A 26,515-nucleotide genomic window follows, 5' to 3' on the forward strand; every position below is an offset into this window, starting at 1 on the left:
GGGCCTGCCCGCTCGCGCGCGTCACCGCTCGGCTACCCGGTGAGCCTGGTCAGCCAGGCGGGATCCTGATAGTTCACGGACGTGACGCCGTCCCACACGTAGGGCGTGGAGTTGGCGTTGACGCCGGACAGCGTCGAATAGCCGTTTGCCGCTTTCGTCTTGGCCGTCCCGAGATCGTCGCCGGATTTGATGCAGGTGGTGACGGTGGCGCCGGCGCCGACCGTCTTGGCGAGTTGCGCGAGCTCACCGTCGGTGCGGTCTTCGGCGCCGCCCTCCTGCGGCTGAAAGTTGCTGGCGAACAAGCCCGAATAGAAGTCGCTGTAGAGCTTGGCGTCGTTCTGCGCGGCGACGCAAAAGGTGGCGGCGACCGCCCGGGTCGAATAGGTCTGGCTGTGCGATCTGTCGTCGAGGAAGTTGAGCAGGTGATAGCGCACTGCGAGCTTCTTGTTGTTCACCGCCGCGTCGATGTCCGCCCCATTCGACCGGATGAAGGTGCCGCACGGCGGACAGATGGGTTCGTTGAAGATGTCGATCGTCGCCCGCGCGGCCGAACTGCCCACGTACACGCCGTCATCGAGCACCCGCAGCGCGATGGCATCCGGCGCCGGCGGTGGGGACGACGGCCCCGACGGGGACTCAGATTCCCACGGCCGTACCACGGCGAGCAGCGCCCCGACGAGCGCCACGGCGACGGTGGCCGCGACGCCGACCCACAGCCAGGGCCTGCGGCCCGCTTGCGGCGGTGGTGGCCACGGCGGCGGGCCAGCGGCGTTGCTCCAGCCCCCAGCGCCGCCCCAGCCGGTCGGTTGGGGCACCGGCCCGCCGGGAGCAAATGGCTGGCCGGCGCCCGCAGGGGTGGGCCACGCCGTCGCCGGGGGCGGTGCCGGCGCGATGCCCCCGGGTGCCTGGGCGGCGAATGCCGAAGGCGGCGTTGCCATCTGGGTGCGCGCCAGGATGTCGGTGGCCCGATCCTGGTCGGGTGCGGCCAGCGCCGCGTACGCGGCGGATGACAGGTCACCACAGGTGAGGTAGCGGTCGTCGGGGTTCTTGGCCATGCCGCGGGCGATCACCTCGTCGAAGCCGGCCGGGATGCTGGGCCGCGCCGCGCTGGGCCGTGGGATCGGTTGGTGCACGTGCGCGCCGATCACGCTGAGCTGGTCGCCCGTGTAGGGAGGGGAGCCGGTCAAGCACTCGTACAGCACGCAGGCCAGCGCGTAGATATCGGCGCGATGCGTCACCTGGGAGTCGCCGAACCGTTCCGGGGCCATGTATTTGGCGGTGCCCACGGTGGTGCCGATTTGCGTCAGCTTGTCGTCCGACGTCGCGCTGGCGATGCCGAAATCGACGAGGTAGGCGAAGTCGTCGGCGCTCACCAGGATGTTCTCCGGCTTGACGTCTCGGTGCAGGATGCCGGCCGCGTGGGCGGCGTCGAGCGCCGACCCGATCTGACGGACGATCGCCACCGCCCGCGGCGGCGACAATGGCCCGTACCGCTTCAGCATGCCGGCCAGGTCTTTGCCGTCGACGAGGCGCATGTCGACGTAGAGCTGGCCGTCGATCTCGCCGAAATCGTGGATGGGCACGACGTGGGGTTCGTGCAGCCGCCCGGCGGTGCGCGCCTCGCGCTGCATCCGCGAGCGGAAGACCGGGTCGTTGGACAGCGTTGGCGACATCAGTTTCAGGGCCACCACACGCTCGCGGACCGTGTCCTCGGCCTCGTAGACGTCGCCCATGCCGCCGCGACCGACCAGTCGCCGCAGCAGGTACGGCCCGAACTGCGAACCCGCCCGCGTATCCGCGGTCGTGTCATCCATCGGCGACTCCTCATCCGCCAGCCCCATGCACCGCAAACCGATTCGTGGCGCTCGCGCGGGCCCGGCCGATGGCGGCGCCGGATCCGCCGATGCGGTGGCATGCAGGCATAAGGCTAAGGTTTCGGCGACCGCGGGGCACACCGAATAGCGAAAGCCAGCTAATTCGACGGGACGCGCTTAACGGACGTCGTCATCCCCGGCGGCGCGGTCGGTGAGGCCTTCGCGCGACAGCGCCCGGACGAATCCGTAGGCCTGCATCCCGGCCGGGCCGGGATTGTCGAAGATCCACTCGTTGATCTTTTCCAGCGCGTTGGCCAGGTCGTCGCGCTTGACCCGGACCAGATACGTCCTGCGGTCGTCGTCGGGGTCCTCGAGTGACTCGGCGACCGCGACGGGATTCCGGAACGCATACGCGATCCCGTGCACGGCATCGTGATTGAGCGCCCACTGAATTTCGCTGGGGCGCAATCGGTTCACCGCCAGATTCCGATAGTCACGGTCGTGGTCTGAACTGCTCACCTGGCCGGTGATCCTTTTCTGTGTGCATTCTGTGTGCAGCGCGGGAGGCGACAAGCCGGGCGTTTTCATCATAGGAAGGGTGGCCGCTTGCTGCATGTCGAGCGCTTCTGCGCACCGGTGTCAGCGGCTGTACTTCAGAAACAGGTAGTCGTCGCAGACCAGCGCGTGCGCCAGGCGCATCGTGACCGGCGCGGTCAGCCGCGCCGGGTGCACGCGGTAACCCACCGGCTGGCTCGCGGCGAGCCTGGGGGCGAGGGTGACGCACAGTTCGGTGACGGCGTCGGCCTCGACCAGCTCGTCGAGCAGGGTCGGCCCGCCCTCGCACAGGATGCGGCGCATGCCCTGCTCGCGCAGCATCGCGACGGCCAGGGCCACGTCCACGGTGTCCTCGCCCGCGATCAGGACGCGCAGCCGGTCGTCGTGGTCGAGGCGCGCCGCGGTTCGCGCGCAGGTCACCAGGATCGGTGGTTGTTCGGGATCGCTGAACAGCCGCGCGGGCAGGTCGCCGCTGCGGCTGACGACCGCGATCGGCGGGGGCGCGAATCGCCCCTCGTGGTGCCGCCTGGCCCGCGCCGCGTCGCTGAGCTTCATCGGGCCATAGTTTTCGGCGCGCGCGGTGCCCGCGCCGACCAGGACGACGTCGGCCAGCCCGCGCAGGATCCGCAACAGCCGCTGATCGGTGGGACACGACAGGGGACCGGCTCGCCCCCCGAACGCGGCGGCGCCGTCGGCGCTGAAGATCATGTTGGCGCGCAGGCCATCCGGGGGATCGGCATAGAACGGCGCGAGTTCGACGATGCTGGGGACGGTGCTGACCCGGGGAGACTGGTCCACCCTCACGCCTCGTGACCGGGTTCGAGTTGGCGAACGTCGCCGAACGACACCCAGCTTTCCAGCTCCCGTGGCGGGCTGCCGCCGACCGGGGCCAGCAGGTGCCCGACGTGGTCGCCCAGCGGGAAGCGCTCCAGGATCTCCCCGACGAACCAGGCGGCCGAGTCGTCGAGGATGGGCATCCCGTCGGGGCCGGAATGCCAGGAACAGCGGGCGAACTTGTCGATCTTGTCGCTGGTCTGACCGCCGAAGAGCTCCACGACGTCGAGGTGGTCGTGGTCGAACACGTGCACCGCCAGGTGGGTGGCGTCGCGGGCCGTGCGGAACGTGTGGTTGCGCTGCGACAGGCCGACCAGGAATCGGGGCGGGTGAATGCTGGCCTGGCTGGCGAAACCCACCAGGCAGCCGGCCGGGGTGCCGTTGGCCTGCGTGGTGACGACGAACATCGGATAGTTCAGCACCGCCACCAGCTTGTCGAATGCTTCGGTTTCGGGGTCGGCCATCCGGTCAGTCTTCCCCGTCGCAGCGCCGGGGAATCGTGTTCCCGCGATTTGCGCCGCGACGCAACATCATTCGGGAGATGAGTCGCCGGACCGCGTAGGCGGCGACGCCGACGCCCAGCACCGCCACCCCGGACAGCACCGACCACCGCGGCATCGCGAAAGCCAGCACCACGCATCCGAGCAATCCGATCACCGGGACGACCCGGGGCGGTCGGCCCTCGTCGCGCCCGAGGGTGAACGCCGAGGCATTGGCGACCGCGTAGTAGATCAGCACGGCGAACGAGGAAAACCCGATGGCGTCGCGCAGGTCGGTGGTGGCGGCCAGGACCGCGACCACGACGCCGATCAGCAGTTCGGCGCGGTGGGGCACCCGGGTTCGCGGGTGCACGGCGGCCAGCGGGTGGGGCAGATGGCGGTCGCGCGCCATGGCCAAGGTCGTGCGCGAGACGCCGAGAATCAATGCCAGCAGCGAGCCCACCGCCGCGACCGCCGCGCCCGCCTGAACCAGGGGAACCAGCGGGCCCGCGCCCGCCGCGCCGGCCGTTTCGACCAGCGGCGCGGCGCTCCGGGCCAGCCGGGCCGGCCCCAGCACGGACAGGGCCGCGATCGCCACCAGGGCATAGACGGCCAGGGCGATGCTCAGTGCCAGCGGTATCGCCCGCGGAATGGTGCGGGCCGGGTCGCGCACCTCCTCGCCCAGGGTCGCGATGCGCGCATATCCGGCGAAGGCGAAAAACAACAGTCCGGCGGCCTGCACCACACCGCCGGCGGTCGCGCCCTGCAGGCGGAACGGATCGAAGCCGGGCCGTCCCGATCCGAGCGCGGCGACGATCACCGCGGCCAGCACGGCCAGCACCAGCGCGACGATGATGCGGGTCAGCCAGGCCGACTTCTGCACTCCCGCATAGTTCACCGCGGTCAGCGCGACCACCACCGCCACGGCCACCGCGTGCGCCTGCGCGGGCCAGACGTAGGCGCCGACGGTCAGGGCCATCGCCGCGCACGAGGCGGTCTTGCCGACGACGAAGCCCCACCCCGCCAGGTAGCCCCAGAACTCGCCCAGCCGCTGTTGGCCGTAGACGTAGGTGCCGCCCGAGGCGGGATAGCGCGCGGCCAGCCGCGCGGAGGACGTGGCGTTGCAGTAGGCCACCACCGCCGCGAGCGCCAGGCCCAGCAGCAGTCCCGAACCGGCGGCGCGCGCCGCCGGGCCCAGCGCGGCGAAAATCCCGGCGCCGATCATCGAGCCCAGCCCGATCACCACCGCGTCGAAGACTCCCAGGCTTCGGCGAAGCTCGCCGCCGCCGGATGGCGCGCTCATCCGAGTGGGTTGTTCTGGCGCACTCCGCGATACATGCCCCAGCGCACGAACCACGGCATCACCACGCGTTCGACCGACCAGGACGGGAAGCGGAAGGCGTGGCCGGTGGGCAGGAAGACCTCCAGGCCGTTGGGCTGGATGCCGACCAGTGAACCCCAGCGCCGCGTCGGCGCGCGATAGGTGCGCAGCGGGCGGCCCGCGAATTCGGCGAGGACGTTTCGCGCCACCAGGGCGTCGCCGCGATTGCGGGCGGAGCTGCGCAGGGGGTCGGTGGCCGCGACGTCGCCGAGCGCGAAGACGCCCCGCTGACCGGGCACCCGCAGGTCCGGCGTGACGCGCACAAACCCGCGCTCGTCGAGCAATTCCGGTGGCAGCCAACCGGTGTTGGGCCGCACCCGCCCGATCGCCCACAGCACGGCGTCGGCGTCCGCCGGGGGTTGTCCGGTGCTCCAGCGCACGGGCTCGTCGGTGAGTTCGTCGCCCGCGAAGCCTTCGCCGATCACCGCGCGGTGGCCGGGGTGCACGCCGACGCCCAGCCCGCTCAGCCGGGCGCGTATCCGCTGCCAAGTCCGCGGGTGATACTCCTGAAGCGCGGACTCGCCGGGGAAGTACAGGTCGATTCGCTTGTCCGGCCAGGTGGTCGCCATGTTGAGGGCGCTGCTGACGGCCGCCGCGCCGCCGCCCACCACGATCACCGACTCGGCGGCGGCCAGCCGGTCGTGCGCGGCGCGCAGCCCCGCGCCGATCTCGGCGGCGGACTGCAACGTCGGCTGGCGCCAGAACCCGTTGCTGACGCCGGTCGAGATGACCAGCGCGTCGTAGGGTTCGGCGATCGTCGCGCCGTCTTGGCCCCGGCCGAAGACGATGCGGGCGCCCAGGTCCACCCCGGTCAGCGTCGCCTGCACCGTGCGGACGCGATCCAGGCGGCGGAACCGGTCGAACGGGATCCAGTAATCGCGGGCCCAATCGTGCGGGCGGGACAGCCGAACGCCGAGTTCCTGGCCGCTGACCAGCGCGGGTTTGGCCGAGATCCCGACGACGTCGGCGTGCCGCGACAGCCGGATCGCCGCGAGGACGCCCGCGTCCCCGAGTCCCGCGACGACGACGCGCTTTCGGTTCATGGCGCTATCCTGCCCTGCGTGCGGTGCGGACGAACGCCGACGAGCCGATAGCGGGGGAGGCCACATCAGTTGGACGCTCTTCTGCGCGCCCTCGTGCGGGCCTCGGCCCCCCGTCCCGCCGCGGCACAGCGCGCCGCCAAGGACTTCGAGAAGGGTTTGTTCCCGGCGGTTGTCGCCGAGATCCGGTGGGCGTTCACGCCGCCGCGCACCTGGCTGATGGGGGTGGTGGCCAACGTGGTCGTCGCCGCCGCCTGGCTGCTGGTGCAGCCGCTGACCCCGGTGGGCCGTCACCACGATTGGGTGATCCTGGTGGGCACCTACTTCTCGTCGTGGGTCCTCGCCGATGTGACCACCACCAACTTCCTGGGCGCGGATCATTACCGCATCGTTCGGGGCCTGTCCGCGGGCGTGCCGTTCGGGCGGATCCTGCTGATCAAGAACCTCGCCCTGCTCGCGATCGTCGGGTTGCCCACCCTGGCCGCCGCGACGGTGCTGACGCTGTGGCTCGAAACGCCTGCGCGCCTGGGCATTACGATCCCCACCGTGGCGGTTCCCATCGTGTCGTGGCTGGGCGTGGGAAACCTCATCTCGGTGCTGCACCCGGTCAGCGTCGAGCCGCTGGTCCGGCGCTGGCGCCAGCGCGGCGATCTGCGCCGCACGCGCAGTTGGCTGCTGGCGCTCGCGCTGCCGTACGCGCTGTATTACGTGGCCGACCCGATGAACGGTGTGGAGCACCGGGTGCTGTGGCAGCAGGTGCCCGCCCTGATCTGGCCGGTGTTCGGGCGCGACACCAAGAGCCTTGTCCACGTTGGCATCGCGGTCACCGTGTGGGTCGCGTGCAGCGTCGCCGCGCTCGGATGGGTGCGCCGGCGCGGGCTGCAGGTCAGGTGAGCTGCGGCTTGATCTCTTCGATGACCCACTGCGCGTAGTCGAGGTACTCGTCCACGCCACCGACGGCCGGAACGGGGACCGCGGTCATCGTAACGCCCTGCTCGGCGAGCCAGCCCAACCGGTCGACGATCTGCGCCGCGCTCATGCCCGGCCGATCGCTTGCGTCGCGGCGCGCGACGTGTCCTTCGCCGACCCGGTTGGTGCCCAGCCCGTGCATCACCTCGAAAGGCCGCCCGTCATAGGAAGGTTGGGACTTGATGTAGTCCAGCTTTTCGGCGATCTGCTCGGGCTTGGTTAGGAACGGCCACCAGCCCGAACCAAAGGTGGCGGCCCTGCGCAACGCGGCGTCGGCGTCGCCGCCGATCCAGATCGGGAGATGGGGTTTTTGAACGGGTTTCGGCTCGAAGGCGATGTCGGCGAACGACACGTAGCGTCCTTCGAATGTCGGCGCGTCACTGGTCCACAGTTCAACGATGGCCGCCAGGTACTCGTCGGCGATCCGCCCGCGTTCCGCGAACGGCACGCCCACGAGCTCGAACTCCCGAGCCAGCCATCCGACGCCGAACGTGACCATCATCCGGCCGCCACTCATCCAGTCGGCGGTGGCAAGCGCTTTGGCCAGCACGATCGGATGCTGCAGCGGCAGGATGGTGATGCAGGAATTGACGGCGACCCGTTCGGTGGCTCCGGCGATGAAGGCCTGGGCCACCGTCGAATGCAGGTAGTGCGGCCCGGACAACTCGACGTGGTCGGTCGGGATGACGAGATGTTCGGGCACCGCGATCATGTCGTAGCCCCACTGGTCGGCGCACCGCATCATGCGCCGCTGTTCGGGGCCCGTGACGGTCGCTTCCCATGGTTGCGAAATCGCCTTGAGGCGCAGCATGTGCGGAACGGGGAAGGAGAATTTCACGGGCGTCCCAGCCAGCGGTCCATGTCCCCCAATCTAGGGTGCGTGTTGTTAACCTGGCCACGTGGACTCCGAAACGGACCCTGCCAGCAAAAAGCCGACGAACGCGGCATTGGCCGCGACCAGTCGCGCGTTGCTGTGCATGATGTCCTATGAGGAGGAGATCTCCGGCTACGACCTCAAGAAGTGGATCGACTGGAGCGTCGATCTGTACTACTGGAGCCCGTCCTACAGCCAGATCTATACGGAGCTGAAGAAGCTGGAGGGCTTGGGACTGGTCACGTCGCGCGTCGAGCGGGACGAGGGCACCCGCACCCGCCGGCTCTACAAGATCACCGAAGCCGGCATGGCGGCCGCAATCGAGTGGGTCAACGACGCGCCGGTGGACCCGCCGGTGCTCAAACACAGTGTGCTGCTTCGGGTTACGTTCGGTCACCTCACCAATCCGGCTCGGCTCAAGGAACTGCTGCAAGAACACGTGGCGTTCGCCGATGCCCGCCACCGCAAGGCGGTGGAGGATGCCGACGGCGCCGAGGGCGAACCCGCGTGGGCGTATTCGGTGATCGCCTTGCGCTGGGCGGCGAAGTACTACGCCGCCGAGCGTGAGTTCGCGCTCGAGCTCATGAAGGACATCGACGAGGCCGACGCCGTCCTGAAGAAGGCCGAGAAGGGCGGGTTCGGCAAGCCGCGCCCCACGCCGGGGTATTGGCGGGAAATCGAGAAGCAGGTCCAGGCGAAGCGCGGCGCCGACTAGTTCTGGTTCGATTCTTCAGACTAGTTCTGGTGCGCCTTTCCGGTGCCGTCGCTCGTTTCCGCTCGCCCGCTCGCTGTTTCGGATATCGGAAACGGATATTGAATTCCCGTGTGTCACTGTGGTTTCTGTGGTCACAATGCGGGGTTTTGTGTCGGTGGGCCTCGATAGTTTGACGGTATGGGTTCGGGCGGCATCATCGATCGGGACGCGATCAGCGCGGCCTTCGACGCGCTTGATGCCGCGATCGAGGGCGTGGCGGGGCTGAGTTTTGATGCGCTGGCTCCTCGGGAGTGCCTGGCTCTGTTAGAGCGCTGCGAAAAGACGCGCCGCCGGCTGCCGGTGGCTGAGCATGCGTTGATCAATCACCTGGCCCGCCAAGCCAGCATCGAAGAACTCGGCGGCCCGCTGGATCAGGCGATCGCCGACCGGCTGCGGATCAGCCACACCGAGGCCGCCCGGCGGGTCAAAGACGCCGCCGATCTGGGCCCGCGCCACGGCCTGACCGGTGAACCCTTGCCCCCGGTGTTGGCCGCCACCGCCGCCGCCCAGGCCCGCGGTGAACTCGGCGCCGCCCATGTGGCGGTGATCCGCCGATTCTTTCGCCGCCTGCCCGGCTGGATCGACCCAGCCACCCGCGAGCGGGTCGAAGCCGAGCTGGCCGGCCACGCCGCGTATCACCGGCCCGACGAACTCGACGGCCTGGCCCACGTCCTGGAAGATTGCCTCAATCCCGACGGCCTTTTCACCGATGAGGACCGGGCCCGTAGCCGCGGGGTGACCCTGGGCAAACAACAAGCCGACGGCATGTCGGAGTTGCGGGGCCTGATCACCCCCGAACTACGCGCCACGCTGGAGGCCGTGGAAGCCAAACTCGGTGCGCCGGGCATGTGCAACCCGCTTGATGAGATGCCGTGTGTGGAGGGGACGCCCAGCCAAGAGGCCATCGATCGTGATACGCGCTCGAAGGCTCAGCGCGGCCATGACGCCCTGCTGGCGGCGCTGCGTGGGCTGTTGGCCTCTGGGGAGTTGGGTCAGCACAACGGGTTACCGGCCTCCATCATCGTCACCACCACCCTGGCCGAGTTGGAGGCCGCCGCCGGGCGAGCCCTCACCGGTGGGGGCACCATTGTGCCGATGAGTGAGGTGATCCGCCTGGGCCGCCACGCGCATCACTACTTGGCGATTTTCGATAAGGGCAAGGCGCTGGCGTTGTATCACACCAAGCGGCTGGCTTCCCCGGGACAGCGAATCGTGTTGTACGCCAAGGACCGCGGCTGCACCGCCCCGGGCTGCACCGTGTCGGGTTACTACTGCGAAGTCCACCACACCACCGACTACAGCACCTGTCACAGCACCGACATCAACCAGCTCACCTTCGCTTGCGGCCCGCATCACCGCATGCTCGACCCCGGCGGCTGGACCACCCGCAAAAACACCCGCGGCGAGACCGAATCGAAACCCCCACCCCACCTCGAGCGCGGCCAACCCCGCACCAACACCTACCACCACCCCGAAAAACTCCTCCACCACGAACACGACGACGACGAAGAAGCCGACAATCCCGGCGCCGCATAACACTTTTCGCCATCGCCGCTAGCTCCGATGGCGGCGACCCGCCTCGCCCGGCTGCGCCGCCTTCGCGATCGCCGCTAGCTCCGATGGCGGCGACCCGCCTCGCCCGGCTGCGCCGCGCTCGCGATCGCCGCGTCCTGGGCCGCGATGTAGCCGTACACCAGACCCTGCGCAATCGTCGCGCCCGCACCCGGATACGTCGTGCCGAACGCGTTCGCGGCGGTGTTGCCGATCGCGTACAACCCGGCGATCACCCCGCCGTCCTCACGCAGCACCCGCGCCCGCTCGTCGGTCCTGAGCCCACCGCAGGTGCCCAGATCGGACAGCACCACCTTCACGGCGTAGAAGGGGCCGTTGACCAACGGACGCAGATTCGGGTTCGGCTTGACCGTCGGGTCGCCGTAATAACGGTCGTACGCGCTGCGGCCGCGGCCGAAGTCGGGATCCTCGCCTGCGGCGGCGTTGTGGTTGAACCGCGTCATCGTCTCGAAGAACGCCGACACCGGTACACCGATCCGCGCGCCCAGATCGGTGAGATTATCGGCGCGGGCCGCAATGCCGGCGTCATACCAGGCCTGCGGGACGCGCATGCGCGGGAACAGTTCGGCGCCAAAGACATAACTGTTGCGGTATTGCTGGTCGAAGATGATCCACATCGCCTCGACCGGGCTGCCGGATCGCTCCAGCTCGAGCACCCGCTGCCCGAACGACATGTAGTCGGTCGCTTCGTTGGCGAACCGGCGCCCGTGCTGGTCCACGATGAGGCAGCCCGGAAGCGACCGCTCGGCCAGCATCACCGCGGGCGCCTTGCCGGGCAACGGCGCGATGGCGGGGAACCACCACGCCTGATCCATCAGGTCGATGCCGGCGCCGAGTTCCTGGCCCGCCCGGATGCCGTCGCCGGTGTTCGCCGCGGCACCGAGGCTGAGATCGGCGCCCAACGACTCCGATTGGAATTTCCACCGCATGTCCATGCTGTGGTCGAAACCGCCGGTCGCCAGCACGACGCCGCGCCGGGCGGTGATCGTCACCTCGCGGCCGCCGTGATCGACGACGGCGCCCGTCACGCGTTCGCCGTCGCGGACGAGCCGCACGAGCGCGGTGTCGGTCCACACGGGGATCCCGGCGCGCAGCACACCGGTGAACAGCCCGGCCGCCAGGCCCTGACCGCCCGCCGCGTAGCGCCGGCCCACCATGCGGCCCGCCACGCCCTGCGCCAATCGCTTGCCGTACGTGGGAATGCCCTTGCGCGGCATCCGGGCGACCAGATTCATCCAGCGGTAGTCGGCGCCCGTCGTCGGCATCGGAACACTGACCTCCATCAGGCCGGGCTCCAGCCGGGTGCGGTACGCGCCGAGCAGCGAGGTGTCGAACGGACGGCATTCGCAGGTGCGCCCGGCCGCGCTGCCACCGGGCGCCTCGGGGTGGTAGTCGGAATAGTCGCGGGCCCAGAACAGCCGCAGCGGCGTCATGCGGCGCAGCATGTCCACCGTCGCCGACACGTGCGCCAGGAACCCGGCCGACCGCTGCGCGGGCGCCGACCCGGCGACCACCGAGTCCAGGTAGGCGCCGGCGCTTTCGGCGGTGTCGCCGGCGCCGGCCTCGGCCAGCACCGGGCTGGCCGGCAGCCACAGCGCGCCGCCGGACCGGGCGGTCGAGCCGCCCACGTACGACGATTTCTCCACGATCAACGCCGACAATCCGGATTCGTGGGCGGCCAACGCCGCCGCCATGCCGGTGCCGGAGCCGACGACGAGCAGATCCACGGCGGTGTCGGCCACGGGAAGCCCGGCAGGGATCGTCGTGCTGCGCGTCGTCACGTTCGAAACGGTAGGCCGCGCAGGCGCGATACCGGAAGAGCCGTCCTGATGAGTGGAACAACCCGGCCCACACGCCGGCCCGGGGGAGTTGAATCGCGCCCATGACGTCGCAGACTGAGGCCGACGAAATTCGGTTGATAGAAGCGCAGGCGGCGCCGACGCGGTTCGCCCGCGGCTGGCACTGCCTGGGACTGATCCGGGACTTCGCCGACGGCAAACCTCACGCGATCAACGCCTTCGGACAGAAGCTCGTCGTGTTCCGCAGCGGTGACGGCAACATCAACGTGCTCGACAGCTATTGCCGGCACATGGGCGGCGACCTGTCCCAGGGCGAGGTGAAGGGCGACGAGATCGCCTGCCCGTTCCACGACTGGCGCTGGGGCGGCGACGGCCGCTGCAAGCAGGTGCCCTACAGCCGTCGCACCCCCAAACTGGCCCGCACACAAGCCTGGACGACGCTGCAGCAGGACGGCATGCTGTTCGTCTGGAACGACCCCGAGCGCAAACCGCCGCCACCGGACGTGACGATCCCGCGCATCGAGGGCGCCACCAGCGACCAGTGGACCGACTGGCATTGGTACACCACGGTCGTGGGAAGCAACTGCCGCGAAATCATCGACAACGTCGTGGATATGGCGCACTTCTTCTATATTCACGGCTCGTTGCCCACGTACTTCAAGAACATCTTCGAGGGCCACGTCGCCACGCAATACATGAACGGCGGCAGCCGGCCGGACATGGGTGGCACCGGATCGCAGATGCTGGGGACGACGTCGGTGGCGTCCTACTACGGTCCCTCGTTCATGATCGATGACCTGACATATCACTACGAGCATGGCGACGCCAACACGATCCTCATCAATTGCCACTATCCGATCGACGCGAATTCCTTTGTGCTGCAATACGGCATCATCGTGAAAAAGTCGGGGGTGATGCCCGACGACCAGGCGATGGAAACCGCGATCACCCTCGGCGACTACGTCAAGCTCGGTTTCGAGCAGGACGTCGAGATCTGGCGGCATAAGGCGCGCATCGACAACCCGCTCCTGGTCGAGGAGGACGGGCCGGTGTATCAGCTGCGTCGCTGGTATCAGCAGTTCTACGTCGACGTCGCCGACGTGCAACCGGACATGGTGGATCGCTTCGAGTTCGAACTCGACACGACCCGGCCCTACGAGGCGTGGATGAAAGAGGTCGAGGCGAACCTGGCGGCGCGGTCCGCCGCGGCCGGCTCGGTGTGATGGCACTCGACTGGTCCGCCAGGACCGACAATCGACTGGTCGACACGCCCATGGCCCCGGTCACGTGCCGCGAGTGCGGTGCGCGGGTGCTGGCCCGCAAGAGCAGCTGGAACCAGACGAGTGTGCAGTGGAACGCCGATGCCGCGAAGCGCTGCATCGAGCGCCGTGAGGCCGAGCGCCTCACCGGTCATCATCGCGGGCCGTTCCTGGTGTGTGCCGCGCTGCGGGACTCGATCCAGGCCGCCGTGGCCACAGGAGAATTGGCGGTCGTCGACCCCGTAATCTGATGACCGTGAATGGTGCAGCACGCGTCGCCGTCGTGACAGGAGCCAGCCGCGGCGCGGGACGCGGTATCGCGGCCGCGCTCGCCGCCCGCGACTGGCGGGTGTATGGGACGAGCCGCACCATCAGCGACGCCCCACCCGGCGTCGTGGCCGTCCGTGTCGATCACGGGGACGACGACGCCGTCAAGGGCTTGTTCGACCGCGTGCACGATGAGTGCGGCCGCCTCGACCTCCTGGTCAACAACGCCGCGGCCATCTCCGACGCGCTGGTCAGCCCAAAGCCCTTCTGGGAGAAGCCACTCGAGCTGGCCGATGTGCTCGATGTGGGATTGCGATCGTCCTACGTCGCGTCATGGTGCGCCGCGCCGCTGCTGGTCGCCGCCGGCCGCGGCCTGATCGCGTTCACGTCCTCGCCGGGGTCGGTGTGCTACATGCACGGTCCCGCGTACGGTGCGCAGAAGGCCGGCGTCGACAAGATGGTCGCCGACATGGCGGTGGACTTCCGGGGCACCGGGGTCGCGACGGTGTCGATCTGGATGGGCATCCTGCTGACCGAAAAGCTCCGCGCCGCTTTCAGTGCGGATCCTGCGGCGCTGGCCGCAACGGCCGAGCATGCCGAAACACCCGAATTCACCGGGCATTTGATCCACGCGTTGTTCTGCGATCCGCACCTGGAGGAGCTGAGCGGGCAGGCGCTGATCGGGGCGGAACTCGCTGAGCGTTATGGGATCACCGACGAGGGCGGCCGCCGCCCGCCGTCGCACCGGGAAATGCTCGGCTCGCCCCGGACGCCGAGCAGCGTCGTGGTGCGCTAGCCGGGCGGGACGCTCACGCGTGCGCGCCGCCGTCGACGCGAATCTCCGTTCCGGTGACGAATGCCCCGTCGTCGGAAGCGACCATGGCGATCACCGCGGCGACCGCGCTTGCGTCGCCAAGGATTTCGCTGTCCGCACCGTGCAGCAGCGGAGTCTGCTTGGCCCACAGGCCCAGGTCATAGCCGTCGGGCATTTTCTCGAGCGTGCTGTTGGCCAGCGCCGTCGAGATCCCGCCGGGCTGGATGTTGACCGCGCGCAGCCCTCGCTTGGAGTACTCCAGCGCCAGCGAATGGGTGAAACTCAAGATGCCGCCCTTGCTGGCGGCATACGCGGCCATGTAGGGGTGGGCGAACGACGCAGCGGTCGAGGTGAAGTTGACGACGACACCTCGGCCGGATTCGAGCAGCGCCGGTAGTGCCTGACGCGTCATCAGAAAGGTGCCGGTCAGATTGACCGCCAGCGTCCGGTTCCAGTCGGCCAGCGTGGTCTCGTGAGTGTGCGAACAGGTCTGCACCGCAGCAACATTGACCAGTACCTCGAGGCCGCCCAGGTCGGCCGCCGCGGCATCGACGGCGGCAACGACATCGTCCTCGACGGAGATATCGAGCACCGCGGTGGTCAGTCGCTTGGCCGTGCCGGCCTCGTCGGCGGCGGCCGCCGTGCGCGCCAGCCCGTCCGCCGAGACGTCATAGGCCACGACGGTGGCCCCCTCGTCGAGCAGCCGGGCCACGGTGGCCTGTCCGATGCCGGAGCCGGCACCGGTGACGATGACGCGCCGATCGGCGAAACGATCCACGGTGCAAGGCCTTTCGGTCACGCCAGTTGGAAGGCGCTGATCGGGGCTTCCTCCGGATAGGTGGCCGGGCCGCCCAGGTCATAGGCGGCGTTGAGCGCGCTGATGAACGCCGGGTCGTGCAGCGGCTCGGCCGGGATGTCGAGGTCGATGCCCTTGCCCTTGAGGTCGTCGACCATGATGTCGATGGCCTTGTCGACGGTCAGGTCGTCGCTGCCGTCCATGTTCTTTTTCAGCTCGTCGAAGTCGGAGAACACTTCGGCCGACCAGTGCACCAGAAACCGCAGCTCGTCGGTGTGGTGGCGGGCGATCACGTCTTCGCCGTTTTTCAGCAGCCAATGCTCGCGGCTCGTCGGGTCGCCGGCGAACACGGTGTCGAACGCCAGTCCAGGCGGAATCTGTTGATCCAGTGGGCCATTCGCCTCACCGCGGTGCACCATCATCTCGTTTTGCACCACCACGCCGCGATTGTTGATCGGCGGCAGGATGCGTTGTGGCGCCTTGAGCGGACCGTGCGGCCAGTAGGTGAAGCCGCTGCCGGCATCGAGTGAGAACCAGGTGATGACCTGCGCCATCTTGATCAGATAGTCGCGGAACAGGCCGGATTTGCCCATGACGCTGGTCAACCAGGTCGGGGCGTTTTCGTGCCGCACACCGCGGAAGCTCGGCGAATCCAAGTGGCCGGGGTCGCGATTGGCGCACGGCCCGTTGATGTTGAACAGCATCAACTGGGGCTTGGCGTATTCGGCGTTCCAGTACTCCTTGGCCATCTGCAGGAAGCGCTCGTTGTAGAAGCAGTCGTGCAGTTGCGGGTAGAGCACGGCGCCGTAGTTCGCGAGATAGCCGCGGAAGGTCGGGGTCAAAAACAAATCCAGCGACGGACTGAACCCCTCGGGGAACATGCCGCTCATCGTCGCCATCAACTCGTCGGCGGACGCGAAGTGCTGGGCGATGATCAGCTTCCACGGGCCTTCCGTGCGCACCACGTCGAGAAGGCGCTCGCGCTGGTCGTCGGTGTAGACGTTGTCGATCTCGCGGGGCGGCGCGGCCGGTCGCAGCACGTCGGAAAGCTCCATCCGGCGCTCGTCGGTGAGCATCAGCGGTCTCCTTTGTCGGTTCAAGGTTGGTTGATTGTGCGCAGCATCACGGCGATGCGGTCGACGGCTGTCCGGTGATCGGGACGTCAAACCGAAGCGGATGGGCGAACTTGGCGCGCAGCAGCGCCCCGATCTCCGCGAGGGCCAGCCGCCCCCGAGCGGTGGCATCGGAGCGCATCAGAAAGCCGTGGTACATCCCGGGATAGCGGGTGACGGTGGTCTGCACGCCGGCGTCGCGCAGCCGGTCGGCGTAGCGCTCACCCCAGTCCCGGATCGGGTCGCAGCCCCCGGTGACCACGATCGCCGGCGGTAGGCCCGACAGATCGGTCGCGTACGCGGGAACCTGATACGGGTCCGTGGGCGGGCCGGCGTCGCCGTCGGCCAGCGCGTGCATGTACTCGATGTCATCGCGGGTGAGCAGCGGTGCGTCGGGCATCGCGGCGATCGAGGCGACGGACATGTCGCGGTCCAGGCCGGGATACAGCAGCACCTGCGCGCAGATGGCCGGCCCGTGGCGATCCCGCGCGGCGAGCGCCACCGCCGCCGCCAGCGCACCCCCGGCGCTGTCGCCGACCACCGCGAGCCGCTCGGCGTCGACGCCCAATTCGGCGGCGTTTCGCGACACCCATTCGGTGGCGGCATAGGCGTCGTCGAACTGGGCGGGCGGCGCTGACTCCGGGGCGAGCCGGTAGTCCACGGCCACCACGGTGGCCGCCGCAGCCGAGGCGAGCTCACGGGCCAGCGGTTCGAACGAGCGGTTGGATCCCATCACCAGCCCGCCCCCGTGAAAATAGACCAGCACCGGGCCGCCGGAAGCCGTTGTCGGACAATAAATCCGGACCGGTAAGTCGTTGCCGTCGTTGGGGACGAGCGTCTCGGTGAGGCTGGCCATCTCGGGCATGTGTGGCGGCAGCGGCGCGGATTCGAGTCCGGCGCGCACCGCGGCCAAACCCCGCTGCCGCATCGGAGCGATCTCGCCGAACGAGGCGATGCGGGCGGCCGCGTCGGGATCCAGTGCGTGCGGGGTCATGTCGCGGTCACGTCAGTGCGGTGCGGATTCGAACCGGGTCTCGGTCCGCAGTCGTGGGGGTTGTTGGGCGGCCAGCACATTGGCCCGCTCGGCCATCGCCGCGCCGACGCTGTCCGGGTGGGTGTGCAGATAGAAGCGACCCTCGGCGGACTGTCCGAAGATCCTCTCGGCGGCTTCCAGCGGATCCATGGACGCCGCCTTGATCCCGAGCATGGTCGAGCGTTGGGTTTCGGCGGCGGCGTCGCCCGCCGCGCCCGGGTCCACGCCGCCCGCCGACTCGAAGATGTTGGAGCGCACCGGCCCGGGCAGCACGGCCTGGACGTGGATGTGATGGTCGTGTCCCGTGGCCTGTACCTCGAGGTGCAAACATTCGGTCAACGACAACACCGCGTGCTTGCTCACGATGTAGGGCGCCTGCAACGCGATCGCCACCACCGCACCCACCGACGCGATGTTCCACACCCACGCCTGGTCATCGGTGGCCATCATCTTCGGCAGAAAGGCCCGCACGCCGTGGAAGACGCCGCTGACGTTGACGTCCATGACGCGTTGCCAATTGGCCACCGGCGTATCCCAGAGGTAGCCGAATTGTTCGATCCCCGCGTTGTTCACCAACAGGCGCACGGGACCGGCGTCGCGGTAGGCGCGGTCGGCGAGGTCCTGCACGGCCTCGGGGTCTCGCACGTCGCAGACGACGTCGTGCGCCACGCCGCCACCGGCGGACAGCTCCTCGCGCAGCGCCGCGACCGCCGCCCCGTCGACGTCGGCCAGCACGACCGTCATGCCCAACCGGTCGGCGTACCGGGCCAGCCCGGCGCCGACGCCGGATCCGGCGCCGGTGATGACCGCGACGCCGCCCCCGAAGATGCCCCGAGCGTCCATGACTATGCGCCGGCGCCGCTTTCGGCGTGCAGGTCCGAGAGCAGGACCGAGTTGGTGGCGTCGAGGATCACGTCCATCTCGGTGAACTCCAGGCCTAGTGGGCCCGCGCCGCGGCGCCGGACGCCCACGTTGACCACCCCGCTGGACACCGCGAACGGCACGAAGTTGGCGATCTGGTTGACGAAGATATAGAAGCGCGCGCGGGTGACCTCGTCGTCAGCGCCGGTGCGGTGCACGTTGGTGGCGTGGTGGCGCAACGGGTAGGGGCTTTGCTTGCGATGCTCGGACAGCCATTCCATCACCGCGTCACGACCGGTGAGCTCCGGTGACATCAGCTCTTCGAATGGGCTTGCGCCGGAATCGCTTCGGGTCAGGTAGCGGACATCCTCGGCGTAGCTGCGCCTCAGCTCGTCGTAGTGGGCCTCGTCGTAGTGGTACCAGAAGGACGCAATGAACTCCTGTAATTCCGGCAGCGTGATGTCGGTGCTCATGGGCACGAGTCAACTCCGGTGTGGTCCCGGTAACATCGCCGATGCCCGGTCAGTGGAACACGGCCTGGAATTCAGCCGGTGATCAGCTCCCACAGGGCTCCGGCGCTCGCGTGCATGGCCGCGTCGGTGATCCGTCCGTCCCAATACCGCGCGGAGCCGAACTCCGAGCGCCACGCGAGCGCCGCGCGGGTGAACTCGTGCAACCGGTGCTCCCGGGTGGTGCCGATCGCGCCGTGCACTTGGTGGGCGTTGCGCACCACCACCGAGGTGGCGTGGCCGCCGCACGAACGCGCCACGGCCACAAGGAATTCCAGGTGCGGCGCCGACCATTGACCGATGACCCCGGCGTGCAGTGCGGCCTCGGTCGCCGCGCGGGCGAGCGCGGCCTCGGCGGCGATATCGGAGATCAGGTTCTGTACGGCCTGGAACTTGGCCAGGGGGCGACCGAACTGGACCCGCGCGGCCGCGTGGTCGACGCACAGCTGCAGGATCCGATCCAGGGCGGCGCTCACTTGGATGGATCGCACCAGCGCGGCTTTCAGCCGGAGCTGGGTGAGCAGCGCCGCGGTGACCGGGATCCCTTGCAGGTCCGCCGGTTCGGCGGTCACCGTGTCGCGTGGCTCGCCGATCAGGTTGCTGCCCGGGGTGATCGTGAGCTGCTCGGTGGCGACGTCGGCAACCCGGTGTCCGCCCTCGGCGCGCCACACGACCACGATCCGGTCGGCGGAAGTGGCCCAGGGCACCGCCGTTGCGGTTCCCTGCTTGTCGAGCACGCACACGGTCCGAACCGCGTCGTCCGAGGGCATTTCGCTGGCCTCCAGCAGCCAGCAGGCCAATAAGTCGTGCTCGGCCAACGGGATTCGAACCCCGTGGCCGGCGGCCGCGGTCACCAGTTCGGCGGCTTCGTACCAGGTTGCCCCGCTACCGCCGTGCTGTTCGGCACCGGTCAGGCGAACGAGGCCGAGTTCGTCGAGGCGCCGCCACAGCGCGGGGTCGCGCTCGATCGTCGCCGCGGGCGGGTGCTTGTCGCGGTAATCGGAGAACACCGCGTCCATCATCTCGACGAGGGCGCCGTCAACGGAGGGCCCGGCGCTCATCGGATGCCCAACCCGCGCGCGAGCACACCGCGCAACACCTCGTTGGTGCCGCCGCGCAGTGTGAAGCCGGGCCGCTGATCGACGGCCGCGCACACCAGGTCCGAGAAGGCCGAGTCGGGGGCCTTCTGCAGGTCGGCGAATTCCGCGATGTCGCCTTCGGTGGTGGTGCCCAGCACCTTGACGACCGCGGCGGGCAGGTCCGCGGGTTCGTGCCGTTCCAGTGCGCCCGCCACCGCGGTGGACATCTGATGTAGGCCGGCGATGCGCGCCACCAGGCGCCCCAGATCGGGGTCGCGCGGGGTGGCGTTTGACGCCATGCGATCGGCGCAGGCCGCCAACAGCACGAACGTCGACAGGAACCGCTCGGGCCCGCTGCGTTCGAAGGCGAGCTCGGAGGTCACCTGTTGCCAGCCGTTGCCGATCTCACCGAAGACCATGGCGTCGGGGACGAAGGCCGATTCCAGGATCACCTCGTTGAAATGGTGGGCGCCGTTCATCGACACGATCGGCCGGATCTCGACGCCGGGGCCCCGCAGGTCGACGATGAACTGGCTCAGCCCGGCGTGCCGGTTCGCCGGGTCTACCGGTGCGGTGCGTGCAAGCGCGATGAACGCGTGCGCGAGGTGGGCGCCCGACGTCCACACTTTGGTGCCGGTGAGCGACCAGCCGCCGTCGACGCGGGCGGCGCGGGTGTGCACGCTGGCCAGATCGGAACCGGAGTCCGGCTCGCTCATCCCGATGCCGAAAAAGCATTCGCCGCGCACGATCCGGGGCAGGAACTCCGACTTCTGGTGCTCTGTACCGTATTTGAGTAGCGAGGGCACGATCTGGCGATCGGCGATCCAGTGCGCGGCCACGGGTGCGCCGGCGGCCAGGAGTTCCTCGGTGACGACGAACCGTTCCAGGAATGAGCGCCCGTGCCCGCCGTATTCGGTCGGCACGGTCATGCCCAGCCACCCGCGGGCCGCGAGGGCGCCGGTGAAACTTTCGTCCCAGCCCGTCAGCCAGGCGTCGACCGAAGGGGTGAACGCGCCCGCGGCCAATTGATCGGCTAGAAAATCGCGCACCTCGTTGCGCAACTCCTGGGCGATCGCGGCGTCGGCACTGGCCGGCGGGACCAGACGGGGGAGTGCCATCAGCGCGTCTTCAGGGTGTCGGTATCGAGAACTGGGCTCATCCCGGCCACTGTAGTGAGGAGGCGTCGGCCCGGGATCAACTGAGGGCGTGCTGATCGAGACTGAAACGCTCCCGCAGTACGCGTTTGAGCAGCTTCCCGCTGGGGTTCTTCGGCAGCTCGTCGACGAAGAAGACGCGTTTGGGCGTCTTGAATCCGGCCAAGCGCTCCCGGCAGTGCGAGACCAGGTCCTCTTCGGTGAGAACGGTGCCGTCGCGCGGGACGACGGCGGCCACCACCGTCTCCACCCACACCGGGTGCGGGAGTCCGAACACCGCGACTTCCTGAACACCGTTGTGCCGGTAGAGGATCTCCTCGACCTCCCGGCTGGCCACGTTTTCGCCGCCGCTGTTGATCATGTCCTTCTTGCGGTCGACGACGTGCAGCAGTCCGTGTTCGTCGAAGTAGCCCAGGTCGCCGGAGTGGAACCAGCCGCCCTTGAAGGCCGCGGCGGTGCGCTCCGGGTCGTCGAGGTAGCCGGGCGTCAAGTGCGGGCTGCGGTGCGCGATCTCGCCGACCGCGCCGGCGGTGACCGGGTTGTCGTCGTCGTCGAGGATGGCGGTTTCCACGTTGAGCACCGGCCGGCCGGCCGAGCCGCCGTGGGCGTCCTGCTCGTCGGGTCCCAGGGCGCAGGCCAGCGGCGCCAACTCGGTCTGGCCGTAGAAGTTCCACAGCCGCAGGTTGGGCAGCCGCTCGCGGATCTCGCGCAGGATTTCCGCCGGCATGGCCGAGGCCCCGTAATAGCCCTTACGCAGGCTGGACAGGTCGACCTCGTCGAACACCGGTGAGCGCAGCAGCGAGATCCACACCGTCGGGGGAGCGAAATAGTTGGTGACGCGGTAGCGCGCGATGGTGCGCAACACCGCGTCGGGCTCGGGCCGGGGCAGGATGATGCTGGTGGCGCCGAGGTAGATGTCGGTGGCCAGGAAGTTGTCCAGCTGCGCACAGTGATACAGCGGGAGCGAGTGGATCTCGACGTCGTCGTGCGACATCTCGCCGGCGACGATCGTGCTGACGTACTGCCACATCAGGCTGCGGCTGGTGTGAATGGCGGCCTTGGGCCGGGATTCGGTCCCGCTGGTGTACATCAGCCGCACGGGTTGGTCGTCGTCGATGTGCGGGCTCGGGGCGGGCGCGTCGGTGGTCAGCCACTGGCTGAAATCCGCCCAACCTGGCACGCCCTGGTGGCCCCTCGGCACCAGGGCGACCTTGGCCCTGACCACCCCACCTCGCCGAATCGCCTCCTCGGCGGTCGGTGTCAGATCCGCCTCGACGACCAGGCCGCCGACCCGGCTGTGGCCGAGGATGTAGGCGATCTCCTCGGCGGTCAGCATGAAGTTGATCGGGACCAGGACCACTCCCGCACGGGCCGTCGCGAATGCCAGCACGGCGTACTGCCAGCAGTTGCGTGACAAGAGCCCTAATCGGCTGCCGGGCCGAAACCCGCTGTCGTGCAACGCCGCCGCCGCCCGGTCCACCAGGTGGTCGAATTCGGCGAATGTCAGCGCGACACCGTCGTCGATGATCGCGACCTTGTGCGGGTGCCTGCGGGCCGATCGCCGTGGGATATCGCCGAGCCCCTGGCGACGCGCCCGTTCGATCATGGCGTCGAGGTCGTCGGACTGCATGCCGGTCACGGTAGGCGCCGATGCCCGTCGGCGGGTCGTTCGCGTCCCGCTGAGTAGACACGGCCCTGCCCATGGCCGCGGATCGCCCCGATACTCGGTGGCATGAGCAGTGGCGTCCCGTTCACGACTGAAAGTGCCGGATGGGCGGGCCCGGATTTCGACGAAGTCGACGAACTGCGCGCCAACCTGCGCCAGGCCGATCCTGGCGTTCTGGTCGCCGTGCTGGCGCAGCTGACCGGGGACCCGACCGTCGCCGAGCGGTTCGCACCGAAAATCACCCATGTGCCCGACCCGCCGGAGCAGGCGGGCGTCACCGATCCGGAAACGGCCGCGCAGCTCATCGACGAGATCGTCACGGCGCTGCGGGAGCCGCGCCGGGCGGACGCGGTGCCGGCCGACGACCTCGACCTGTTCGCCCGCGTCGCCCCCATCGCACTCGGCGGAACGATCGACCCCGAGTACCTCGGACTGCTCCTCGAACAGGGTGGTTTCCAGCCCTCACAACCGGTACTGCCGCGCACCGCAAAGCTTCCCGCCGACTTCCGGGTGGTCATCATCGGCGCGGGCATCGCCGGCATCACCGCCGCGCTCGCGTGCGCGGACGCCGGTATCGACTATCAGATCATCGAGCGCAACGACGAGGTCGGCGGCACCTGGTACACCACCACCTATCCCGGCATCGGGGTGGACACGCCCTCGGCCTACTACTCGCTCTCGCGAGACATCAACGGCGACTGGTCGAGTTATTACCCGCAGGGTGCGGAGTATCAGGCCTACCTGGTGTCGGTGGCGAACAAGAACGACCTCCGCAGGAACACCCGGTTCGGTACCGAGGTGAAAGCGTTGTGGTGGGACGAGGGCCGCCGGCAGTGGCAGATCCACGCGGTCGGACCGGACGGAACCCGCGACGTCAGTTACGCGAACGCAGTGATCCCGGCCGCCGGGTACCTCAACCGGCCGCGGTGGCCGGAACTCCCGGGCCGCGAGACGTTTTCGGGAATTTCTCTCCATTCCGCGCGGTGGGATCCGAACCTGGATCTCACGGGGAAGAGGGTCGCGATCATCGGTGCCGGGTGCACCGCGGTCCAGATCGTCGACGCGTGCGTGGACCAGGTCGCGCACATGACGGTGTTTCAACGCCAGCCGCACTGGGTCGCGCCGCGGCGCCGGCCCTCCGACGACGTTCCCGCCTATCGCCGGTGGCTGGGCACCCGGTTGCCCTACTACGCCAATTGGATTCGGCTCAAGTCCTATTGGGGGACATCGGACAACAACTATCCGGTGATCCTGCATGACGAGCAGTGGGCGGCCGAGCATCTGTCGATCTCGCCGGCCAACGACGTGCTGTTGCAGATCTGCCTCGATTACATCGATCGCGTGTTCGGTGCGGGCAGCGAGCTCGCCCGCAAGGTCACGCCCGACTTTGCGCCCTACGGCAAGCGGATCATCCGCGATCCCGGCGGCTATTACGCGGCGCTGGCCCGCGAGCACGTGGACGTCGAGGCCAGTGAGCCCGCGCGGGTCAACGAGGCCGGCATCGTGACCGCCGACGGCAGGCAGATCGACCTCGACGTCATCGTCTACGCAACCGGCTATTACCTGGATTTCCTTTCCACGGTGGATATTCGGGGTCGCGACGGCAAGAAGTTGACCGAGGAATGGGGCGACTCGCCGCGGGCCTACCGCGGCGGGATGGTGCCGGGATTCCCGAACCTGTTCATCTCCTCGGCCCCCAACTACAGTCCGGGTCACGGCGCGGGGCACAACTTCGGTGTCGAAGTGATGGTGCACTACGTGATGGAATGCCTGCAGTTGATGGCGCTGCGCAAGGCCACCACCTTGGAGGTGACGCAGCGCGCCTACGAGGACTACGTCGCCCGCCTCGATGCAACGATGGCCGGCACCGTATGGCGCCACACGCCGTCGGCCCACACCTACTACCGTTCCGGCGACCGGATCGTCATCGCCTTCCCGTACCGCCTGGTCGACTTCTGGCGCGATCACCGCGCCCCGGCCGAGGAGGATCTCGAACTTCGATGAGCCGATTACTGTCGGGCAAAACCGCTTTGGTCACCGGAAGCAGCCGAGGCATCGGCCGCGCCATCGCGCGGCGGCTGGCGGCCGAGGGCGCCACGGTCGCGGTCACCGCACGATCGCACACGCCTTCGTTGTCGACGCGGGCCGGAACGGCCACCGCTCTGCCCGGCACCATCGGGGAAACGGTGGAACTGATCGAGGCCGACGGCGGCTCGGCGTTCGGCATTGCAAGCGACCTGGAGGATGCGCAGCAGCGCGACGGTTTGGTCGACGCGGTCCTGGACCGAACCGGACGCATCGACATCCTGGTCAACAACGCCGGTTTCGCCGACTACGCGTTGGTCGAGGACATGAGCCTGGAGACGTTCGACCGCACCGTGGAGCACTACCTGCGCATCCCGTTCGCGCTGACGAAATCGGCCGTGCCGCATATGCGTGGCCAAGGGGCGGGCTGGATTGTCAACCTCGGTTCGGTCACCGGCGTGGCCCCGGTTCGGCCGTACCGCGAATACAACAAGACCTCCGGCGACGTGGTCTACGCGTCCCTGAAAGCTGCGCTGCACCGGTTCACCCAGGGCGTGGCCGCCGAGCTGCTGGACGCCAACATCGCGGTGAACTGCGTCGGCCCGTCGACCGCGGTACGCACGCCCGGTGCCGCGCAACTGATCCCGGATTCGTTCCCGACCGAACCGGTCGAATATCTGGCCGAGACCGTGCTGGCAATGTGCCATCTGCCCGCCGCGGAGCGCACCGGATTGGTCGCCTTCAGCCTGCACTACCCGTGGTCGCAGCGACTGCCGGTGCACAGCCTGGACGGTACCGAAGTGCTGCCCCCGTTACAGCCGCCGGCGACCGCCAATCCGGGCATCCTGCCCGCGGGCGTCTAGCTCAGCACCGGGTCGGGGATGGCGCAGAAGCTGTGGCATACCCGGTCGCGGATGATCACGTCGGTGGTTTCCGGGTCGAACCAGCGGTCCACCACCGCCCAGTGGACGGGGTGCATCAGGTAGGGCCCCATCAGCGCCTCGACGTCGGCGAACTCCTGCTCGAACACGTGTGTCCACGAGCAGGTTCCGACCGGCGCGGACACCCGGCTCAGCTGCCAGGCCCGGATCGTCGGTAGGTACCGCGGCATCGACGACAGCTCGCGCTCGAACCGGGCGAGGGTGGGCTCGGGTGTGCCCGGCTGCACGCGCAGCAACAGCGTCCGGTAGACCGTGCCGGCCGCCTCGCCGCAGCGCACGGGCGAACCCGCATAGCTCGCGCCGTTGACCCGATCCACCGCCGGATCGGCCAGCACGGCAGCGAGATCCTCTGTCGCGCGGGCACATTGGTCCGCGGTGGCGAACCGCAGGTGCAGCAGGATGTCGCCCCCGTTGCGCGAGCCGGGCAGCGTCGGCTGCACCACCCCGCGCAGCGGCGCCGCCGCGCGGGCGGTCGTGCGCAGCTCGTCGAGGATCCGGTCGCGATCGGCGTCGGCGACGTCGATCAGCCGCGTGAGGTTATACATCGCACAGCCCGTCGACGTCGTCGGCGGCCGCGGCAAAGGAGCGGGACCGCTCGGTGACCAATTCGCCGATCCGCGACCACCATTCGCCCAACGCCGGATCCGGTCGGCCTTTCCAGGTCATCTCCCACCATGCCTGCGCGCTGGGCAGCGTCCAGGTCGCGGTGATGACGTTGCTGTCATCGTCGAACCAGATCGGTGGGCTCACGAGGATGTCGCGCAGCGTCATCCCGCGGGCGCGCGCGCCGGGGGCGTATTCGGCGAGGTAGGCGTCGACGAATCGGCGGGCACACCCGGGTCGGGTCACCACCCGGTCGATCACGAAGACTTCGCCCTCGGCCATGAGCCGACCGTATGGCACGCCGGGGACGCGGCGTCGTCGGCTC

Annotated in this window: 26 protein-coding genes; 8 read left to right on the forward strand and 18 right to left on the reverse strand. The window is 68.8% G+C overall.

The window, feature by feature from the left end; genetic code table 11:
• Positions 1-32: 32 nt before the first annotated feature.
• The 6 genes from QGN31_RS12615 to QGN31_RS12640 all read right to left on the reverse strand — a co-directional run bounded on the left by QGN31_RS12615 (position 33) and on the right by QGN31_RS12640 (position 6,106).
• On the reverse strand, positions 33-1,814 hold the full coding sequence (locus tag QGN31_RS12615) for a serine/threonine protein kinase PknE (RefSeq protein WP_201409277.1): 1,782 nt from the start codon (positions 1,812-1,814) through the stop codon (positions 33-35).
• 177 nt (positions 1,815-1,991) lie between these two features.
• Entirely contained in the window at positions 1,992-2,333 is a 342-nt protein-coding gene (locus QGN31_RS12620; protein WP_008257297.1) for a hypothetical protein, read from the reverse strand.
• Positions 2,334-2,453: 120 nt separating this feature from the next.
• Positions 2,454-3,167, reverse strand: coding sequence for a pyrimidine reductase family protein (locus QGN31_RS12625; protein ID WP_201409278.1), 714 nt, complete (start codon positions 3,165-3,167; stop codon positions 2,454-2,456).
• Between the two features lie 2 nt (positions 3,168-3,169).
• On the reverse strand, positions 3,170-3,667 hold the full coding sequence (locus tag QGN31_RS12630; RefSeq protein ID WP_009956799.1) for a flavin reductase family protein: 498 nt from the start codon (positions 3,665-3,667) through the stop codon (positions 3,170-3,172).
• A 4-nt stretch (positions 3,668-3,671) separates the two neighbouring features.
• Entirely contained in the window at positions 3,672-4,985 is a 1,314-nt protein-coding gene (locus tag QGN31_RS12635; RefSeq protein ID WP_014384862.1) for an APC family permease, read from the reverse strand.
• Entirely contained in the window at positions 4,982-6,106 is a 1,125-nt protein-coding gene (locus tag QGN31_RS12640; protein WP_201409279.1) for an FAD-dependent oxidoreductase, read from the reverse strand. Before QGN31_RS12640 ends, QGN31_RS12635 begins: the two co-directional genes overlap by 4 nt.
• Positions 6,107-6,199: 93 nt before the next feature.
• Between QGN31_RS12640 and QGN31_RS12645 the strand changes: the two genes are divergently transcribed.
• Positions 6,200-6,997: a hypothetical protein gene (locus QGN31_RS12645; RefSeq protein ID WP_064893878.1), complete on the forward strand. Its 798-nt coding sequence runs from the start codon at positions 6,200-6,202 to the stop codon at positions 6,995-6,997.
• Here QGN31_RS12645 and QGN31_RS12650 read toward each other — a convergent pair.
• Entirely contained in the window at positions 6,990-7,910 is a 921-nt protein-coding gene (locus tag QGN31_RS12650) for a TIGR03619 family F420-dependent LLM class oxidoreductase (RefSeq protein ID WP_014382706.1), read from the reverse strand. The genes QGN31_RS12645 and QGN31_RS12650 overlap by 8 nt on opposite strands.
• A 61-nt stretch (positions 7,911-7,971) precedes the next feature.
• Here QGN31_RS12650 and QGN31_RS12655 point away from each other — a divergent pair, with 61 nt between their 5' ends.
• Both QGN31_RS12655 and QGN31_RS12660 read left to right on the forward strand, forming a co-directional pair.
• The gene (locus QGN31_RS12655) at positions 7,972-8,661 is read left to right on the forward strand and encodes a PadR family transcriptional regulator (protein ID WP_009956802.1); all 690 of its coding nucleotides are present in this window, start codon (positions 7,972-7,974) and stop codon (positions 8,659-8,661) included.
• A gap of 177 nt (positions 8,662-8,838) precedes the next feature.
• Positions 8,839-10,236 carry an HNH endonuclease signature motif containing protein gene (locus QGN31_RS12660; protein ID WP_326544705.1) on the forward strand — a complete coding sequence of 466 codons (1,398 nt, stop codon included), beginning with the start codon at positions 8,839-8,841 and terminating at the stop codon, positions 10,234-10,236.
• A gap of 74 nt (positions 10,237-10,310) precedes the next feature.
• Here QGN31_RS12660 and QGN31_RS12665 read toward each other — a convergent pair whose 3' ends face one another.
• Positions 10,311-12,053 (reverse strand): 3-ketosteroid-delta-1-dehydrogenase, encoded by a 1,743-nt coding sequence (locus QGN31_RS12665; protein ID WP_201409489.1) that lies wholly within the window; start codon positions 12,051-12,053, stop codon positions 10,311-10,313.
• A gap of 101 nt (positions 12,054-12,154) precedes the next feature.
• Between QGN31_RS12665 and QGN31_RS12670 the strand changes: the two genes are divergently transcribed.
• From QGN31_RS12670 to QGN31_RS12680, 3 genes are read left to right on the forward strand one after another with little or no spacing between them, the layout of a single operon-like run.
• Positions 12,155-13,294, forward strand: a complete 1,140-nt coding sequence (locus QGN31_RS12670) for a Rieske 2Fe-2S domain-containing protein (protein WP_201409490.1) — start codon at positions 12,155-12,157, stop codon at positions 13,292-13,294.
• Positions 13,294-13,581 (forward strand): ferredoxin, encoded by a 288-nt coding sequence (locus tag QGN31_RS12675; protein ID WP_201409491.1) that lies wholly within the window; start codon positions 13,294-13,296, stop codon positions 13,579-13,581. The genes QGN31_RS12670 and QGN31_RS12675 overlap by 1 nt, the downstream gene beginning before the upstream one ends.
• A complete protein-coding gene (locus QGN31_RS12680) occupies positions 13,581-14,393 on the forward strand; it encodes an SDR family NAD(P)-dependent oxidoreductase (RefSeq protein ID WP_201409492.1) in 813 nt (270 codons plus the stop codon). Before QGN31_RS12675 ends, QGN31_RS12680 begins: the two co-directional genes overlap by 1 nt.
• A gap of 13 nt (positions 14,394-14,406) precedes the next feature.
• Here QGN31_RS12680 and QGN31_RS12685 read toward each other — a convergent pair whose 3' ends face one another.
• The 8 genes from QGN31_RS12685 to QGN31_RS12720 form a co-directional block, all read right to left on the reverse strand.
• Complete coding sequence (locus tag QGN31_RS12685; RefSeq protein ID WP_014384856.1) at positions 14,407-15,189, reverse strand: SDR family NAD(P)-dependent oxidoreductase; 783 nt, start codon at positions 15,187-15,189, stop codon at positions 14,407-14,409.
• A 17-nt stretch (positions 15,190-15,206) separates the two neighbouring features.
• Positions 15,207-16,283, reverse strand: coding sequence for a hypothetical protein (locus QGN31_RS12690; RefSeq protein ID WP_009957266.1), 1,077 nt, complete (start codon positions 16,281-16,283; stop codon positions 15,207-15,209).
• A 46-nt stretch (positions 16,284-16,329) separates the two neighbouring features.
• Entirely contained in the window at positions 16,330-17,313 is a 984-nt protein-coding gene (locus QGN31_RS12695; protein ID WP_201409493.1) for an alpha/beta hydrolase, read from the reverse strand.
• A gap of 12 nt (positions 17,314-17,325) precedes the next feature.
• On the reverse strand, positions 17,326-18,195 hold the full coding sequence (locus QGN31_RS12700) for an SDR family NAD(P)-dependent oxidoreductase (RefSeq protein WP_201409494.1): 870 nt from the start codon (positions 18,193-18,195) through the stop codon (positions 17,326-17,328).
• A gap of 2 nt (positions 18,196-18,197) precedes the next feature.
• A complete protein-coding gene (locus QGN31_RS12705) occupies positions 18,198-18,686 on the reverse strand; it encodes a nuclear transport factor 2 family protein (RefSeq protein WP_202348851.1) in 489 nt (162 codons plus the stop codon).
• 71 nt (positions 18,687-18,757) lie between these two features.
• Entirely contained in the window at positions 18,758-19,783 is a 1,026-nt protein-coding gene (locus QGN31_RS12710) for an acyl-CoA dehydrogenase family protein (protein ID WP_201409371.1), read from the reverse strand.
• Positions 19,780-20,919, reverse strand: a complete 1,140-nt coding sequence (locus QGN31_RS12715) for an acyl-CoA dehydrogenase family protein (protein WP_201409370.1) — start codon at positions 20,917-20,919, stop codon at positions 19,780-19,782. The genes QGN31_RS12710 and QGN31_RS12715 overlap by 4 nt, the downstream gene beginning before the upstream one ends.
• 76 nt (positions 20,920-20,995) lie before the next feature.
• A complete protein-coding gene (locus QGN31_RS12720) occupies positions 20,996-22,594 on the reverse strand; it encodes an acyl-CoA synthetase (protein WP_201409369.1) in 1,599 nt (532 codons plus the stop codon).
• Between the two features lie 93 nt (positions 22,595-22,687).
• On the opposite strand from QGN31_RS12720, the gene QGN31_RS12725 reads away from it, so the two are divergent.
• Both QGN31_RS12725 and QGN31_RS12730 read left to right on the forward strand, forming a co-directional pair.
• Entirely contained in the window at positions 22,688-24,625 is a 1,938-nt protein-coding gene (locus QGN31_RS12725) for a flavin-containing monooxygenase (RefSeq protein ID WP_201409368.1), read from the forward strand.
• Positions 24,622-25,509: an SDR family NAD(P)-dependent oxidoreductase gene (locus QGN31_RS12730; RefSeq protein ID WP_014384850.1), complete on the forward strand. Its 888-nt coding sequence runs from the start codon at positions 24,622-24,624 to the stop codon at positions 25,507-25,509. Before QGN31_RS12725 ends, QGN31_RS12730 begins: the two co-directional genes overlap by 4 nt.
• Here the strand turns inward: QGN31_RS12730 and QGN31_RS12735 are convergent.
• A complete protein-coding gene (locus tag QGN31_RS12735; protein WP_095580114.1) occupies positions 25,506-26,132 on the reverse strand; it encodes a Dabb family protein in 627 nt (208 codons plus the stop codon). The two genes, QGN31_RS12730 and QGN31_RS12735, sit on opposite strands and share 4 nt — an antisense overlap.
• Positions 26,125-26,472: a hypothetical protein gene (locus QGN31_RS12740; RefSeq protein WP_009957256.1), complete on the reverse strand. Its 348-nt coding sequence runs from the start codon at positions 26,470-26,472 to the stop codon at positions 26,125-26,127. Before QGN31_RS12740 ends, QGN31_RS12735 begins: the two co-directional genes overlap by 8 nt.
• Between the last annotated feature and the right edge of the window lie 43 nt (positions 26,473-26,515).

The sequence above is a fragment of the Mycobacterium sp. 2-64 genome, from assembly GCF_035918375.1.
Classification (GTDB): Bacteria; Actinomycetota; Actinomycetes; order Mycobacteriales; family Mycobacteriaceae; genus Mycobacterium; species Mycobacterium intracellulare.

Excerpts from the sequence above, each read along its gene's own strand:
- QGN31_RS12735 (WP_095580114.1), bottom strand. The coding sequence starts at position 26,132 with ATGTATAACCTCACGCGGCTGATCGACGTCGCCGACGCCGATCGCGAC.
- QGN31_RS12710 (WP_201409371.1), bottom strand. The coding sequence starts at position 19,783 with ATGAGCGCCGGGCCCTCCGTTGACGGCGCCCTCGTCGAGATGATGGAC.
- QGN31_RS12725 (WP_201409368.1), top strand. The coding sequence starts at position 22,688 with ATGAGCAGTGGCGTCCCGTTCACGACTGAAAGTGCCGGATGGGCGGGC.
- QGN31_RS12690 (WP_009957266.1), bottom strand. The coding sequence starts at position 16,283 with ATGCTCACCGACGAGCGCCGGATGGAGCTTTCCGACGTGCTGCGACCG.
- QGN31_RS12670 (WP_201409490.1), top strand. The coding sequence starts at position 12,155 with ATGACGTCGCAGACTGAGGCCGACGAAATTCGGTTGATAGAAGCGCAG.
- QGN31_RS12740 (WP_009957256.1), bottom strand. The coding sequence starts at position 26,472 with ATGGCCGAGGGCGAAGTCTTCGTGATCGACCGGGTGGTGACCCGACCC.
- QGN31_RS12640 (WP_201409279.1), bottom strand. The coding sequence starts at position 6,106 with ATGAACCGAAAGCGCGTCGTCGTCGCGGGACTCGGGGACGCGGGCGTC.
- QGN31_RS12700 (WP_201409494.1), bottom strand. The coding sequence starts at position 18,195 with ATGGACGCTCGGGGCATCTTCGGGGGCGGCGTCGCGGTCATCACCGGC.
- QGN31_RS12660 (WP_326544705.1), top strand. The coding sequence starts at position 8,839 with ATGGGTTCGGGCGGCATCATCGATCGGGACGCGATCAGCGCGGCCTTC.
- QGN31_RS12615 (WP_201409277.1), bottom strand. The coding sequence starts at position 1,814 with ATGGATGACACGACCGCGGATACGCGGGCGGGTTCGCAGTTCGGGCCG.
- QGN31_RS12675 (WP_201409491.1), top strand. The coding sequence starts at position 13,294 with ATGGCACTCGACTGGTCCGCCAGGACCGACAATCGACTGGTCGACACG.
- QGN31_RS12705 (WP_202348851.1), bottom strand. The coding sequence starts at position 18,686 with ATGAGCACCGACATCACGCTGCCGGAATTACAGGAGTTCATTGCGTCC.
- QGN31_RS12695 (WP_201409493.1), bottom strand. The coding sequence starts at position 17,313 with ATGACCCCGCACGCACTGGATCCCGACGCGGCCGCCCGCATCGCCTCG.
- QGN31_RS12680 (WP_201409492.1), top strand. The coding sequence starts at position 13,581 with ATGACCGTGAATGGTGCAGCACGCGTCGCCGTCGTGACAGGAGCCAGC.
- QGN31_RS12630 (WP_009956799.1), bottom strand. The coding sequence starts at position 3,667 with ATGGCCGACCCCGAAACCGAAGCATTCGACAAGCTGGTGGCGGTGCTG.
- QGN31_RS12730 (WP_014384850.1), top strand. The coding sequence starts at position 24,622 with ATGAGCCGATTACTGTCGGGCAAAACCGCTTTGGTCACCGGAAGCAGC.
- QGN31_RS12715 (WP_201409370.1), bottom strand. The coding sequence starts at position 20,919 with ATGGCACTCCCCCGTCTGGTCCCGCCGGCCAGTGCCGACGCCGCGATC.
- QGN31_RS12635 (WP_014384862.1), bottom strand. The coding sequence starts at position 4,985 with ATGAGCGCGCCATCCGGCGGCGGCGAGCTTCGCCGAAGCCTGGGAGTC.